12 protein-coding genes are annotated in these 14,693 nt (G+C 43.8%); 7 read left to right on the top strand and 5 right to left on the bottom strand.

Annotated features, from left to right (window positions below):
* Window positions 1-4: 4 nt before the first annotated feature.
* The 3 genes from AB4Z08_RS00850 to AB4Z08_RS00860 all read right to left on the bottom strand — a co-directional run bounded on the left by AB4Z08_RS00850 (window position 5) and on the right by AB4Z08_RS00860 (window position 3,271).
* Window positions 5-1,030, bottom strand: coding sequence for a hypothetical protein (locus AB4Z08_RS00850; protein WP_441571866.1), 1,026 nt, complete (start codon window positions 1,028-1,030; stop codon window positions 5-7).
* 353 nt (window positions 1,031-1,383) lie between these two features.
* A complete protein-coding gene (locus AB4Z08_RS00855; RefSeq protein ID WP_441571867.1) occupies window positions 1,384-2,292 on the bottom strand; it encodes a DUF6268 family outer membrane beta-barrel protein in 909 nt (302 codons plus the stop codon).
* Between the two features lie 70 nt (window positions 2,293-2,362).
* Window positions 2,363-3,271: a helix-turn-helix domain-containing protein gene (locus AB4Z08_RS00860; RefSeq protein ID WP_441571868.1), complete on the bottom strand. Its 909-nt coding sequence runs from the start codon at window positions 3,269-3,271 to the stop codon at window positions 2,363-2,365.
* A 160-nt stretch (window positions 3,272-3,431) separates the two neighbouring features.
* Here AB4Z08_RS00860 and AB4Z08_RS00865 point away from each other — a divergent pair, with 160 nt between their 5' ends.
* Window positions 3,432-4,166 carry an NADPH-dependent F420 reductase gene (locus AB4Z08_RS00865; RefSeq protein ID WP_441571869.1) on the top strand — a complete coding sequence of 245 codons (735 nt, stop codon included), beginning with the start codon at window positions 3,432-3,434 and terminating at the stop codon, window positions 4,164-4,166.
* 108 nt (window positions 4,167-4,274) lie between these two features.
* Window positions 4,275-5,480 (top strand): FAD-dependent oxidoreductase, encoded by a 1,206-nt coding sequence (locus AB4Z08_RS00870; protein WP_441571870.1) that lies wholly within the window; start codon window positions 4,275-4,277, stop codon window positions 5,478-5,480.
* 159 nt (window positions 5,481-5,639) lie between these two features.
* Here the strand turns inward: AB4Z08_RS00870 and AB4Z08_RS00875 are convergent, their stop codons facing one another.
* Window positions 5,640-6,569: a hypothetical protein gene (locus AB4Z08_RS00875; protein WP_441571871.1), complete on the bottom strand. Its 930-nt coding sequence runs from the start codon at window positions 6,567-6,569 to the stop codon at window positions 5,640-5,642.
* Window positions 6,570-6,747: 178 nt separating this feature from the next.
* On the opposite strand from AB4Z08_RS00875, the gene AB4Z08_RS00880 reads away from it, so the two are divergent.
* A complete protein-coding gene (locus AB4Z08_RS00880) occupies window positions 6,748-8,178 on the top strand; it encodes an amino acid permease (RefSeq protein WP_441571872.1) in 1,431 nt (476 codons plus the stop codon).
* A 46-nt stretch (window positions 8,179-8,224) separates the two neighbouring features.
* Here the strand turns inward: AB4Z08_RS00880 and AB4Z08_RS00885 are convergent, their stop codons facing one another.
* Entirely contained in the window at window positions 8,225-8,698 is a 474-nt protein-coding gene (locus AB4Z08_RS00885) for a CYTH domain-containing protein (RefSeq protein WP_441571873.1), read from the bottom strand.
* 135 nt (window positions 8,699-8,833) lie between these two features.
* Between AB4Z08_RS00885 and AB4Z08_RS00890 the strand changes: the two genes are divergently transcribed.
* The 4 genes from AB4Z08_RS00890 (at window position 8,834) to AB4Z08_RS00905 (ending at window position 14,688) form a co-directional block, all read left to right on the top strand.
* On the top strand, window positions 8,834-9,376 hold the full coding sequence (locus tag AB4Z08_RS00890; RefSeq protein ID WP_441571874.1) for an RNA polymerase sigma factor: 543 nt from the start codon (window positions 8,834-8,836) through the stop codon (window positions 9,374-9,376).
* An 80-nt stretch (window positions 9,377-9,456) separates the two neighbouring features.
* Entirely contained in the window at window positions 9,457-10,410 is a 954-nt protein-coding gene (locus tag AB4Z08_RS00895; protein ID WP_441571875.1) for a FecR family protein, read from the top strand.
* A 15-nt stretch (window positions 10,411-10,425) separates the two neighbouring features.
* The gene (locus AB4Z08_RS00900; protein WP_441571876.1) at window positions 10,426-13,812 is read left to right on the top strand and encodes a carboxypeptidase-like regulatory domain-containing protein; all 3,387 of its coding nucleotides are present in this window, start codon (window positions 10,426-10,428) and stop codon (window positions 13,810-13,812) included.
* A gap of 33 nt (window positions 13,813-13,845) precedes the next feature.
* Window positions 13,846-14,688, top strand: a complete 843-nt coding sequence (locus tag AB4Z08_RS00905; RefSeq protein ID WP_441571877.1) for a hypothetical protein — start codon at window positions 13,846-13,848, stop codon at window positions 14,686-14,688.
* The last annotated feature ends 5 nt before the right edge of the window (window positions 14,689-14,693 follow it).

Here is a 14,693-nt window from a genome sequence, read left to right on the forward strand (position 1 = left end):
AGATCTAACTATCCTTTTCACCAAGATCATCTTCCATTATCTTTTCAATAGGTATATTCTGCTCTTTACAATACTTTTCAGTATCCGTTTCACTTGTAAAAAAGCCATCGCAAAAGCTTACCAATTCCTTTTCCAGTGCCTCAACGTAACGTTCACTCGCAGTAAGCAACTTCTCTGTTTGCTCTATAAATCGCTCAAAATCCGGATTAATCCGGCAAAGCTTATCAATGGTGATAAAATCCAGGTCCTTATATCTTGCGGGAAATAGTACTTCACTTTCAAAGGGGTTAGCTTTTAAAAGAATAATACCAATTCCAAAAGACTGGTTCAATCTTTTAATTTCATCCAGGAGAATATCGTTAATCTGAAATGCAACCAGGTATCCAAAGTTGGCCCAGCTTGAATTAGATACGGCCTGAAAAAAACATTTCTTCAGCTCATAGTCCGATTTTATTTCTTTTTTCAACTCGTAGGCTGTTAACTCAAAAGTTCCTAAGCGATTAATAGCCTTAAAAAAAGCCTGGCTGGTCTTCGTATGCAAATTCAAAAAACGAATGCCTACCATATCAGGGTGAATCCATTTCTGATGGCTGTCTTTTGAATTTGACTGCTCATGAAAAATAGTTTTTGACTTTATACCAACCCCATTAAGATAGCTACTTAACAGCTTGTGCAGGCTTCTCTCCTCAAAGCGTCTATAATAAGTTGCCTGGTCTTCAGCAATCATCTTATGTTTACCACCTTTGTCATCTTCAGCATTTTCTATTGCCTCCAGGGCATCTATGCTAATTTCTGATTCATGTTTAGTTAGAAAATAACTAAAAGAACCTCCTTTTAGCGGTATTCTTTTTACCCTCGAGTCACGATTCCGGATGAAATTACCTAGTAACGCAGATACTGTTTGAGGGGGTGTTTTAGCATCTTTAAAATCATAATACTTTGCAGCAACTATATGATTATAGATCTGTAAATATTTGGCAGGTACTTTGATTTCATCGAGGCTTTGTATGATCGCGTCATTCAATGTCATAATGGTTATTTAAAGGAAATGGTAATAGTACTTTACTAAGTATATGATTTTTCTTATTTTATCTCCTTAGGAGTTTTCATTTGACGTTATTATCAAAAAACTAATTTACAAAAACTATCCGTTCCTTACTCTAATTCGCAACATTCATATCCGTGATACATTATCATCTCGATAATTTGATGACATTTCAGCTCATACGAAACAATCCTCAGCACACAGTCTACATCATCCAGGTCTACGTTCCAGCGCTCAATGCACTTGTTGGCATCCAGTATCGGCTGTAGCTTCCTTTTATCTGATGCATGCCTTATGTTGGTTTTAAAAATCAGTATGTGATCAATATTCTCCATGGTCTATTTAATTCTGTAGGTGATCATCGCTTTTCCGTAAGCCATATTATCGATGGAAAAATTCCGGATGGTATCGTGGTTAGCGTTGAATAGTTTGTAGCTGTTAAACAGTCCTACCCCTCCCTGTAGTTGCACCCAGAAATTCTTATAAATACGTTGGTTAAATTGGAGGCCGGCATGGATAGATGAAAACTGTGCGTAATCAATTTGCTTGCCCTGGTAGTCTGTATAGTCCTTTAAGTTGTATTTGGTCCAGTCTATGGAGCCGGCGATACCCACCTGTGTATTTTTAGAAACATTATACACCACATTTAGCCTCGGCCAATAAAACTGGCCTGCCCATTTACCATTATTGCTTTTATAGTCTATGGATACACCTGGTGTAATTAAGAATTGCTGAAAGGAATACATGGCATGTACGCCGAGACCGATTTCCAGATTCTGATGTTTGCCAAACTTTTTGGAGACTCCGTAAATTCCATCCAGGATTAAGTCCTGCGATGAAAGGCCGCTCTTAAAATCGGTAGCCACTGTTGGGATGATGATACCTAAAAGCGACCACCTTGCAGCGATGGGATGCTTGACAATTACCACGGCTTTAATTTCATGAATTTTATCCAGTTGATAAATATTTTGTGAAGCTTCTTTATCAATAGTAAAATCCATTAAGCGGTAATTAATATTAGAGAGTATCAACGTCTTACCAAAATGCAGGGGTGGTATAGGCAGCCAGGCGTCATAGGTATTGTATTTAAACTTATTGGTCCTGAAGCCACTTTCGGTGGGCAGGTCATTAAATTTAGTTTCCGCATGCGTGGTCACCGCAATACCTGCAACGTCTTTAATCAACTGCGAATAAACATTGTTTGAAAATAAGATGCTCAATAAAAAAAGACGTGTTAGCTGTTTCATGTTTTCCTTTTGAATTGTATTTGATATCACAAAGGTGACATGAAAACAGGCCTTCTTTCTAGAACAGAATCTACATTTCCCCGGACGAATTTTGCATGAGTGAAGCTCTGTATTCAGAAGGTGTTAACCTGGTTACTTTTTTAAAAAGACGGCCAAAATAGCTGGGATCATCGTAATTCAATTCAAATGCTACCGAGGAAATACACCTGGTAAAGTCTTGCAACAACAGCTGACTTTGAGAGATACTGACTTTATTAATCCATTCTTTAGGCGCAGTACCCATTGTCTGCTGGATACAGCGATTTAAGTAATTGACAGACACCGACAATTTATCTACATAAAAGGAAACTGATTTATGTTCAATATGATATTTATATACTAATTCCTTAAAAGTAAATGCCACCTCACTGCTCCGGTTGATGGTTTGATGATGCGTTTTATTTGCAGCAATAATTTTTATTAACGCCGCCTGAAACAAAGAGTAACTAATGTCGAGGTCCGGTTTTTCACTATACATTTCATTTGACAGTAGTCCGAAGAGTGGCGTCAGCCATTGGCTGGTGGCGGCTGATAATCTGATTACTGCATCTGCCGAAAAAAGGTGGATGGATTTCTCCTTCGATAAAAGATGGTGAAGGATGCTATCTTCAAATAGGATAACATGGCCTGTGGCATCTGCACTTACCTCTTTTAAAGCCGTCATGTTCCCCTGCTTTACCAACAGGATGTCATGCTTACTGATAGACTTTATTGCTGCATCTACCTGCTGCTTTGCATGTCCGTTAGTCAGGTGAACAATAAAGTTATAGTCCGGTCGGTGGAGAGGCGTTGGTATTTGAATAAAACGAGCCGTTTCCTGTATATCATAAATTTGAATAGGGATTCGGGATGATTTAAAAACAGGCGGTACTGCCGACATATATTGACGTTCAAAATCAATAGCCTTAACGATGTTGATTTTCTTGCTCCCGTTACTCATAGTTGGCATTATGCGTTGATGTATAGTATAAGACACCCTACCCTGTCTTTACCCCTATGCCTGCAGATATTGAAAAACATTTGCGTAACTCAAAAGTTACTTATATATTTGAGTAACTTTAAAGTTACTCATTGAAGCAACTTCCGAAAAAAATTAAGTTATGAACATAGGCATTATCGGCGCAGGCGCTATCGGCAGCTGTCTGGCATCAAAACTGGTGAAACTGGGACATACCGTTTCGATCGCTAACTCCCGGGGACCGGCATCGTTAAAACAGCTGGCGGCGGATCTTGGAGCAGCAGCCGTCACAGTAGAAGAAGCCACCAAAAACAAGCAGGTAATCATTGTGACCATTCCGCAAAAGGCTGTAGCGGATCTCCCTCCCAACCTGTTTAAACAGCTCGCAGATGATGTAGTAGTCATTGATACCGGGAATTACTACCCTAGTCTCCGCGACGGTGCTATACCTGCACTTGAGCAGCATGGCATAGATAGTTTATGGGTGCAGGAGCTATTAGGTATTCCGGTGGTGAAAGTATTCAACTCCATTGTTGTGGAAAGCCTGACAGATCTGGCCAAACCCAAAGGTGACAAGCACCGCGTCGCCTTAGCCGTTTCAGGTGATAGCACTACAGGAAAGAAAGTGGTGTTTGCCCTGGTAGATGCATTGGGTTTTGACCCTTTTGACGTGGGTGATATTGCGCAATCATGGAAGCAGCAGCCTGGCTCCTCTATTTATTGCAGGGACCTCCGGCTGGATGAATTAAAAAGAAGGGTGGATGCCATGGAAACGGCATCGTCCAATATGCTACATATGATCCTCGCAAAACGGGCTACCGATGAAGTACTCATGAGGACAGACTATCCGGCTTACCTGAAAAGTCTGCAGCAATAACTTCACCGCTAAAATCCTTTCATTCACCGACAAATCCCCCTTTACTTACCTTCCTCCTGTTGTTGTAGCACACGGGTACAGATAGCTTTGCATCATAAACTCCTTGCTATGATTAACAATACCAAATCGCTGCATGTACTTATTATTGGTGGCGGTGTAGCCGGCCTTGCGCTGGCATTATTCCTGAAAAAGGCTGGCATCACCTGCACCATCTACGAAGCATACGCTTACAAAGGGGAAGCCGGTAGCGGATTGAACATTGCCCCCAACGGTATGAACGTACTGGCGGCACTGGGCCTGGCAGATGAACTGGCTGCCCGCGGTGCCATCACACTGGAACATTGCTTCAGAAGTGAAAATGGGAAAGTGCTGGCACGTATTCCTTATGGAGATATCAACAAATATGGTCAGCCTGGCGTGAGCATGTCACGCGCTACTTTATATGAAGTGTTGACCAATGAAATCAACAAATCAGGCATTGAGATAAAATACAATAAACGCCTCCTCTCCATCAATGAATATAGCATCGGCGTAAAGGCTAACTTCGAAGACGGCGACAGCGACAGCGGGGATATCCTGATTGGTGCAGATGGCATTCGTTCTATAACACGCAGCCATATTTTACCACAGGGTCTGGAACCATCCTTTGTGGGGGTAGTGGGTGTAGGCGGTTTCGTAAAACTGGAAAAGGTGCCTGAACTCACACAACAGGACCTGAGCAGTCTGAACTACACCTTCGGTGCCAAAGGCTTTTTCGGTTATTGTGCAGTAGATCGGGGCTACGCCATGTGGTGGTCTAATCTGCATGCGAACCAACCCATGAGTGAGGCGGCGCTGAGAGATACTTCCATGGATAAACTGCAACAGGAAATGCTCGCTATCTACAAAGACTTCCATGGCCCTGCCGCCGCATTGATTAAGCATACCGAGCGTCCATTAAGACAAAACATCAGCGATATACAATCCCTGCCTACCTGGCACAAAGGCCGCGTATTACTCATTGGCGATGCCGCACATGCCGTTAGTCCCAACGCGGGGCAAGGTGCCTCCATGGCATTGGAAGACGCCATGTACCTCGCTAAATTACTCCGGGATGGAAAGGACGATTATGTTAAAGTATTTACTCAATTTGAAGGCGATCGGAAAGGTCGTGTTGAAAAAATTGTGGCAGAAGGAAGGAAACGCGGTGTTGGCAAGCAGGAAGTAAGCCCGTTCCAGGCGAGGATACGGAATATGATGATGAGTATTTTCCTTAAGCTGTTTGGGATTAAAGGGATTGATTGGGTGTATAAATATAAGATTGATTGGGAGTAGTGGGAAACATATTATGCTGCCAACACAAAGGGCTTACTTTCCGGTAAGCCCTTTCATTTTATACATTAATGACAGGTCATCGCTATTCCCTTCTTTCCCAAATCAAACAACAAAGCAAACCTCCTGATACAGCTGCTCCCTCAGGTATTTTTCAAGCATTCAACGGTAATTGCGCCACGGAAACCCAAGCAAGCCACGATATTCATCGATATACAGGTAGTCACCGGGTACATAACGTTGATATAACCCGTACTTAATTCCGGTCCTGACCACCTTGTCGTTGGTGCGAAATACCTGCCAGTGATAAGAAGCGGCTACACTATTGGGCACACCTGGTGTGACCGACCGTACACTATTCAATCTTCTTTCCGTGTTCACTACAATATAACGAATACAATTTATGGTCGCCGCTCCGCTCCCATTGAACATCAGTATGTTTTTATTCTGCGAGTCACTCACTTCTATCCAGTGAAGAGGCCCCTTCACGCTATCCATGGGTAGCAGGTACAAATAATAAAAAGTGGATGGCCCTTCATCCGGAGCAGAGGTACCACTTGCCGTATATTCTTCTCTGCCGGTCACATAATATTGCTTCACTTCAGGGCGGGAAAAATCAAATGCAAAGTTAATACCCGCCAGAAAGGGAAGTATATAAAAGGCCATCGTCAGCATCAACGACTGCTCATTATTGATGGTATTACCTCCTTTGATGATTTCGCTGATCAATAGGAACGCCACCACAACCGGTAGTACAAGGGCCAATAAAAAAGCCGGGAAGGAGGAAGTATACACAGAAAATATATACGGCATTGCAAAGATGTATACAATAAACATTGCTCCACACAGTATCACCCGCGCCACATTTCCTTTCGGGAAACTGCCGGATAAGGCATTTTCCATAGTGGTACCGGTGGCTTTGTGCAGCACATACCGCAATAAAGGAATACAAAATATAATGACAAGCAGATAGCGGAATGTAACAGAAACCGGGTCCGTAAAAAACAGCCACACGCCCAGCAACAGGCGGGTGATCACAGAAAATATAGTCTGGCTGAATACAGTACCAATGGTTTGTTTCGGGTTTTTCAACAGCGTTGGGTTATATGGCTGAAAATATACGAATATTTAAGTGCAACCGCAACTCCTGGCTATTGAAACCAGGCTACAAATGCGGATTGTATGGGACTGTCAGATACCCCAAACAAATATATGTTTACATTTTTGCTGAAATTAACTCAAATTGCAAGCTTATCCAGCGCATTAAACATTGAAAGCAACTATCGAAAAAACGGAAGAACAAAAGCTGAAGAGAGGCTTACAAAACAGGCATATCCAGCTGATAGCCCTTGGCGGAGCCATAGGCACCGGCTTATTCCTGGGAATAGGTCCGGCAGCAGTATTGGCAGGTCCATCGGTTATTCTAGGCTATGCCTTTGCAGGCATCATCGCTTTTTTTATTATGCGGCAGTTGGGCGAAATGGTGGTAGAAGAGCCGGTATCCGGTAGTTTTAGTCACTTTGCCTATAAATACTGGGGCACCTTCGCCGGCTTTGCCTCCGGGTGGAATTACTGGGTGTTGTATATCCTGGTGGCCATGTCTGAATTGACAGCGATCGGCATGTATGTCCATTTCTGGTGGCCGGAGATTCCTTTGTGGTGTTCCAGCCTGTTCTTCTTCATCGCTATTAATGCGCTCAATCTCAGTTCTGTTAAAGTATATGGAGAAGCAGAATTCTGGTTTTCAATAGTAAAAGTCGTTGCCATTATTGCGATGATTGTTTTTGGTACTTATTTGCTGGTCAGCGGCAGTGCCGGCACACAAGCGAGTATACAAAACCTCTGGAACGATGGTGGATTTTTCCCCAAAGGCTTGCTGAACAGCGATGGGAAAGGCGGATTCCAGGGTTTATTTGCAGCCATTGCCATGATCATGTTTTCTTTCGGAGGGCTGGAGCTCATCGGGATTACAGCGGCAGAGGCAGATCAACCGGAGAAAACCATCCCCAAAGCCACCAACCAGGTAATATACCGGATCCTGATTTTTTATGTAGGAGCGCTCATCATACTATTTGCGTTATCTCCCTGGAGAAGTATTACCACAGCAACCAGTCCTTTTGTAATGGTTTTTGAAAGCTTAAAGGGATTTCAGTTCACGCTTTTGGGCAAAACAATTTATTTCACCAGCCTGATTGCGAATGTATTGAACCTGATTGTGCTGACAGCTGCGCTTTCTGTTTACAACAGCTGTGTATATAGTAACAGCAGGATGCTGTATGGTTTGGCCGACCAGGGAAATGCACCGGCATTCTTATCAAAACTCAATAAAAATCATGTGCCGGTAAAAGCGATCCTGGTATCCGGGTTGTTTGCGGCAATTTGTATTGTAGTAAATAAACTGATACCGGAGAAAGCACTGGAAATATTGATGTCGCTGGTGGTATCGTGTTTGATTATCAACTGGCTGATGATTACAGTCGTGCATTTTAAATTCAAAAACAGTAAAAAGGCGGCACAGATAAAAACGAAATTTCCTTCTTTTTTATACCCGTTGTCAAATTACATATGCCTAGTATTCCTGGTGGGGATACTGGTGCTGATGTGGGTTACCGGTATGATAGTGCCTGTGGCGCTGATCCCGGTGTGGGTAGTGTTTTTATACTTATGTTTTTTGCTGGTAAAAAGAAAGAAGGCACAATAAAGTCAATCCGTCGCCCACACCTCGGTGTGGGCGACTTACTATCCATCTATTGCGGCCAATCCTTATACGGTGTAATCGTTAAATTGGCATTATAGTATTTCTTCTCTCCTGTTACTTCTTTCCCTATCCATTCAGGTATTTCAAAGGCCTCTTCTTCACTTTCCAATTCAATTTCCGCTACTATCAATCCGGCATTATCTTCCAGGAATTCATCCACTTCCCATATTTTATCCTTATATGCTATCTTATACCTGATTTTCGATAGTACTGCGGCGGCGAAATTATCTAATAATTCACCAGCTTCCGACAACGGTATTTCATACTCATACTCCGATCTTGTGGCGCCTACAGTAATACCTTTTATGGTGATAAAACCCCTGGAAGGTGTAGCCCTTACGCGAATGGTTTTCTGAGGATCGGTGAGCAGATATCCCTGCCGGTAAAGTTCTCCGGCCGGCTTCTCTACCTGCTGCCATTTTTCATGATCCAGCAGGTATTTTCTTTCTATTTCTTTTCCCATAATATAAAGATATAAACAAATCTTCTTCCTGTTTTCAACTATCATCAGCTCCCTACTTTTCTTGTAGCACCTGCTTCGTTCATCCTTAACAATTCTGTAACATTGGATGAGTAGTATTGCAGTTAATTCGCCATCATGGATCCTATTCCTCCGCATACTATTCTTACTGACTCATCAACACCGGATGATGGCGCGGCTTATTTGAAGTTTGAAAGAATATTCATTACTACCAAAGACCGGCTTCATTACTTCGTGGCCAACCTCACCGGTAACCCGGCAGATACCAAAGACATTATCCAGGAATGTTACCTGCGATTATGGCAAAAGATTGCTGATATCCATGAAGACAAAGAAGTATTGCCTTTATTATTCACTTATGCCCGTCATTGCGTCATTGATTATTTAAGAAAAAAAGCCAGTCAACAGCTGTATATCCACCTCCTGGAACAACAGGCCCATACCACTGTTGCAGCGGTAGAAACAGACCGTGAACAATGGCAACAGCTGCAGCAGGCCATCAACCAGCTGCCACCCAAACGCAGACAGATATTTACGTTGGTTAAACAGGAAGGTCTTTCCCATAAAGCAGTAGCCCAACAATTACAGATCTCTCCCGACACTGTAGAAAAACAGGTAAGTCTTTCTCTCAGGTTTCTCCGCGAAAAATTCCAGCGCTAAAGGTGTTCCAAATGTTACCAAATTATTAACTCCAATTTTGCCTTACCGGTTTTGTAAGATTCATCCGTGATATGAACGCTATGGAGAAGAAATTACTACAGCGGTTTATTAACGGAGCATGTTCGGCAGAAGAAACGATTGTCATTCAGCAATGGCTGCTGGAGCATCCGGATGGACTGGAGACCTATATGCACGAATTATGGAGGGAAGATATCCCTGCACCTATGCCTGCCGCCATGGAAGCGGCATTACGGGATACCTTGCCATTACAGGCGCCTGCGCCGGTGAAATACATTCACTGGCGGCGATGGAGTGCTGCCGCAGCGGTACTGCTGTTCCTGTTGGCTGGCTCCTGGTTATTACAACATCAACAACACCCGAATCATGCACTCAGTATAATTACGGCGCCGGCAGGTAAAATATACCAGTTAACATTACCAGATAAAAGTACAGCGTGGCTAAAAGGAGGTTCCCGTTTACAGTTCTCCTCCACCGGCTATGGTAAACAATCCCGTACCATACAACTGTTGTCCGGAGAAGTTTTTTTTGACGTAAAAGAAGATGTGGCCCATCCCTTCATCGTAGAACAAGGAGTTATACAAACCCGTGTGCTTGGTACGTCTTTCAGCGTAAAGGCAGCGACAGCACATACGCCCTCCATTATTACGGTGGCTACCGGTAAAGTTGCAGTCCATTATGCAGATAGTACGGTAGGTGTATTAGTTGCCGGCAAAAGAATTTCAGTAGATAGTACAAACGGACAATACAGCAGCAGCGATGTTCCACTGTGGGCAGCAGCCCCCTGGAAGGAATCAGCTATTCAGCTCACCCAGGCAGGATTTGATGAGGTGCAACTGGCTATAAAGGAATTGTATGGCGTACAGTTGCTGACCGATAATAAACAGGTGCAACAGGAACATTATACACTATTAATAAAAAGACAAACCTCAGCCAGGGAAGTAATTACCGTACTGAGTTTGCTCAACCATCATCTCTATCAACAAAAAAACGACACCACTTATATCATTCATTAATTAACTAATCACATCATGAAAAAAAATGTACTTGAACGGCTCCGTTCAGGCAGGGGCATCTTTTTGCTTTATATTTTGGTATTGGGTGTTTGTTCCGGCTCCTTTGCGCAAAACCGGTTACAGACAAAAGTGACGATACAGTTTTCTCCGCAATCATTGTCAGCCGCATTACAGCAGCTGCAAAAGGCATCGAAAATATCCATTGCATTCACCGCAACAGATGTACAATCTTTCAAGGTCCCGTTGCTATCCTTTAACGAAACACCCATAGCACAGATACTGCAGGCATTGCTCAAAAATACCGCGCTGCTGTACCGCGAAAGCAATGATTATATTCTCATATTGCCAGGAAATCCACCCGCACAAAAAATAGTTACCGGTGAGATACATGGCAGAGTAGTAGATTTTGAAACCGCGCAACCACTGCCAGGCGCCACTATACAGATTGCCAACAGCGCGCAGGGTACCATTACCGATGAAAAAGGTTTCTATAATCTGAAAAATATTCCTGCCGGGAAATACACCCTGTTGGTAACGTATAGTGGTTATCAGCGCAATATCCTCTCTGATGTGACCGCAGCTGCAAATAAATCCGCCGCCTATGATGTAAAGCTGCAGGCTGGTGAAGCGCTGAAAGAAGTGGTGGTAAATGCCGGCGCTCATCGCATTAAATCTGTTACCTTTTCCAGCGACAAACAGCTGCTCACGGAAATCCGCAGTGCCAGCGCAGTGGTATCAGGAATCTCCAACGAACAGATTTCCAGGACAGCCGACAGGAACGCCGCTGAAGTAGTGAAACGTATTGCAGGTGTTACCGTTACTGACGATCGTTTCATCGTGGTACGTGGGATGAACCAGCGCTACAACATCACCTATCTCAACAACAACATTGCGCCTTCTACTGAATTGTACAGCCGGGCCTTTGCATATGACCTGTTGCCTACTTCCATCATTGACCGCATCCTCGTATATAAATCACCTACGGCGGAGCTATTTGGTGATTATGCCGGCGGTGCTGTAAAAGTATTTACCAAAAATGCAAAGCCGGTACGCCACCTCGATGTCGGGCTGCAGCTATCTTACCGGGAAGGCACCACCGGCAAAGAAATGATGCATTACAACGGTGGTAAATACGATGCGCTGGGCTTTGATGACGGCACCCGCAAACTGCCCGCCAATATGGGTAATATACGTGATGGCAGTGGCCTCGTAAACCTCAAGCCACTGGATGAAAAAATCAGCGGCTTTAACCCGGACTTCTCCCTGCATCAGCGAAAGGCAATGCCGGACATGCAGCTGTATGTTAATTATTTCGATAACTGGAAAGCCGGCAGATGGCGGCTATATAATCTTACCTCCTTCACCTATCAACTCGACAACCGTAACTATCATTTGTACCGCCAAACAGGCGGCTCCTTCCGCCAGGATGATTCACCTTATTATACAGAACATGATAAAACAGGCTATGAACAACAGGCCACGCAGATTGCTAAAACCAACCTGTTAGAAAATCTTACTTTAAAATTTAATGACCATCACTCCCTTACCTTTCAGAATTTTCTGATGAACGAAGGCAGGAACTTCACCAGTTCCTATATACGGACTGCCAACTCCTCCGTTGCTTATCAATCGCAGCAAACTAAATCAGTGCAATACAGTTTTCAGCAACGGAGTATGTATGCCGGTAATCTGAATGGCATGCATTACTTATCGACCGACAGCAGCTGGTATGCCAACTGGAGTCTGGGCTACACCTGGTATCTCGATAACCGCCCGGATCAACGCAGGATGAATTATTATACCAGCTTTCTCCCCACTGGTCATATCAATGTAGAAACAGAACCCAAAGACTGGCGATGGAAAGCAGCGGGCTCCAATATCGGCGATCCTGTAAACCTCATCAATGGTATGATGAGCCGCTTCTTCCAGGAAAGCCGGCAGAAAACTTATACCGGTGCTTTCGATATAGGTATTCCTATTACCCAAACATTGCAGCTAAAAACCGGCAGCTATCACCTGTTTCGCACCCGTGACGTAGCAAGACGCTATTTTAAAGTAAACCGTTACGGCGTACAGGGCAAAGTATTGTTTAACAGTACTGAAGCCATCAATGGTCTGCCTACCAATCCGGAAGTGGTAAATCAGCAGGTGGTACAATGGCGGGAAACAGATCTGCCTCACCTTTGGAATGCCAGCTACTTCCGCAATGACGGCAGCGGCCTCGAATTGTATGATGCCACTACTCCGGTAGATGCATATGTAGGTAGTGAACAAAATAACAGCGGTTACCTGATGACGGACTGGCATCCTTTCAACAGCATACTGACAGTGAATGCCGGCGTACGCGTGGAATACAACCGACAGCAAATATCCTCCTCGGTGAATGCCGGCGGCTTTGTTTTACCGGTATACGTTCATCTCGAAAAAACAAACCTGCTACCCTCTGTAAATATTACCCTCACGCCGCTGAAGAAGCTGACCATCCGTACCGGTTACGGACGTACAGTGAACCGCCCTGATTTTAAAGAACTGAGTCCTTTTACAGATCGTGATTATACCGCCATGGAAGAAATTACCGGTAATCCTGCCCTGGTATCTTCCACCATTGACAACTATGATATCAGGTTGGAATGGTATCCTACAGGCGCCACACAGAATGAGCTTTTTAATATAGGTGTGTTCCATAAACATATACAACGCCCTATTGAGCGCTTCCGCATTGACAGAAACAGTTATGACGTATACGGATATACGAGTATTATGTTTAAGAATCCGGAAAAAGCGGATGTATATGGTATAGAAGCAGAAGTAAGGAAAAGTCTGTCGTTTATTCCAGGCGGCTTTTTCCGCCGCTTATCATTAAATCTGAATGGTGCCTGGATTAAAAGTGAAGTATCCAATACAGAAGCCATACTCAATGGCAGCGATCAGCTGGGAACCTTTAGTGGACGACCATTGCAGGGGCAGACACCTTATGTCATCAACGCCGGTTTATATTACGAAAATGCCGGCAGTGGCACTAAAATCGGTGTCATCTATAATGTAAGCGGTACCAGCATTTACGCCGTGAGTGTGCGCAATATAAACTCCATTAAACGAGACTCCGCACTCGCTCCGGGGATATTGTCTACCAGGCCGTCGATCCTTGAATTACCCCGGCATCTGCTGGACTTCACTATATCACAGCGCTTGTATAAATCATTGCAGGCACGTTTCACCGTGCAAAATCTGCTCGATCAACCGTATAGACTCGCAGAAGATAATAACGACAATTACAAATACGAAGAAGAAGAAATGGCAACGAATGCCACAGGTCACCGGTACGCTAAAAAAGGGGATAACATTTTCCTCCTGTATCATACCGGGCGGTTTTACAACCTGTCATTTACCTATGCCTTCTAAACAAACAGTGGTCATCTACCTAAAACAATCTGTATGAAAAAAATAACAGCGATGATACTGGCAGCTCTGCTACTCCATGCCTGCAGCAAAACATCCCTGAATAACCCGGAAAATAAAAGCAGGATCAGCTTTCATAATGCCTCGGTTGAACTGACAACGATGCTGAGTGGTGCACAGCCTGAACAAAGGGTACTTATTTTGTGGGATAGTATTTCCCACAGTATTGAACCCGATCCGGTGTTAGGTGACGGGAGACTACAGTTACCCTTTTTTAATAATTCCCCCGGTCCACTCGCCAACAAGAACCTTTTTTTGTATCCTAATGTGGAATACAATACAGTACTACCCTGGGTAACTTATATGAATGCGGTAGCTGGTATGCATAACACCGGCATTACCGATACCGCATTTAAACAACTGCAACGGGCCAGCATCTCCCTCGAACCTGATGCGTATACTTCGTTATATATTACCGATAGTGCAGGCACCTATATTATTATCAGTACTCCGGATGAGAGAAAGTTACCGGATGGAAAGATAAGGTTACGAATGGCGCATATGAGCGCCTCCAACGATACCGTATTAATATCCCTGGGCAAAGAGAAAATGCCCATGTTTCCGGAAGGCGTGCATTTCCGGCAGGTAACGCCATACGTGGACATTCCATTTACAGCAGCAGCCCGTTTGTCTATTGGTGTTGCCAGGATAAATGATGCACAGAATATGCTCCTGCGCACCTTTATAGATGCTACTCCCGGCCGTTCCTATACCATCGTATTCAAAGGATATACACAGCCGGTATCTTATAAAGACTACACCGGCAAGGTTAGAAATTTCAGTGCGAATGCGGAACTTTTTATTGAAAGAATGAACTAAAAATA

The sequence above is a fragment of the Chitinophaga sp. RAB17 genome, from assembly GCF_052114225.1.
GTDB lineage: Bacteria > Bacteroidota > Bacteroidia > Chitinophagales > Chitinophagaceae > Chitinophaga.

Excerpts from the sequence above, each read along its gene's own strand:
- AB4Z08_RS00850 (WP_441571866.1), bottom strand. The coding sequence starts at position 1,030 with ATGACATTGAATGACGCGATCATACAAAGCCTCGATGAAATCAAAGTA.
- AB4Z08_RS00855 (WP_441571867.1), bottom strand. The coding sequence starts at position 2,292 with ATGAAACAGCTAACACGTCTTTTTTTATTGAGCATCTTATTTTCAAAC.
- AB4Z08_RS00860 (WP_441571868.1), bottom strand. The coding sequence starts at position 3,271 with ATGAGTAACGGGAGCAAGAAAATCAACATCGTTAAGGCTATTGATTTT.
- AB4Z08_RS00865 (WP_441571869.1), top strand. The coding sequence starts at position 3,432 with ATGAACATAGGCATTATCGGCGCAGGCGCTATCGGCAGCTGTCTGGCA.
- AB4Z08_RS00870 (WP_441571870.1), top strand. The coding sequence starts at position 4,275 with ATGATTAACAATACCAAATCGCTGCATGTACTTATTATTGGTGGCGGT.
- AB4Z08_RS00885 (WP_441571873.1), bottom strand. The coding sequence starts at position 8,698 with ATGGGAAAAGAAATAGAAAGAAAATACCTGCTGGATCATGAAAAATGG.
- AB4Z08_RS00890 (WP_441571874.1), top strand. The coding sequence starts at position 8,834 with ATGGATCCTATTCCTCCGCATACTATTCTTACTGACTCATCAACACCG.
- AB4Z08_RS00895 (WP_441571875.1), top strand. The coding sequence starts at position 9,457 with ATGGAGAAGAAATTACTACAGCGGTTTATTAACGGAGCATGTTCGGCA.
- AB4Z08_RS00900 (WP_441571876.1), top strand. The coding sequence starts at position 10,426 with ATGAAAAAAAATGTACTTGAACGGCTCCGTTCAGGCAGGGGCATCTTT.
- AB4Z08_RS00905 (WP_441571877.1), top strand. The coding sequence starts at position 13,846 with ATGAAAAAAATAACAGCGATGATACTGGCAGCTCTGCTACTCCATGCC.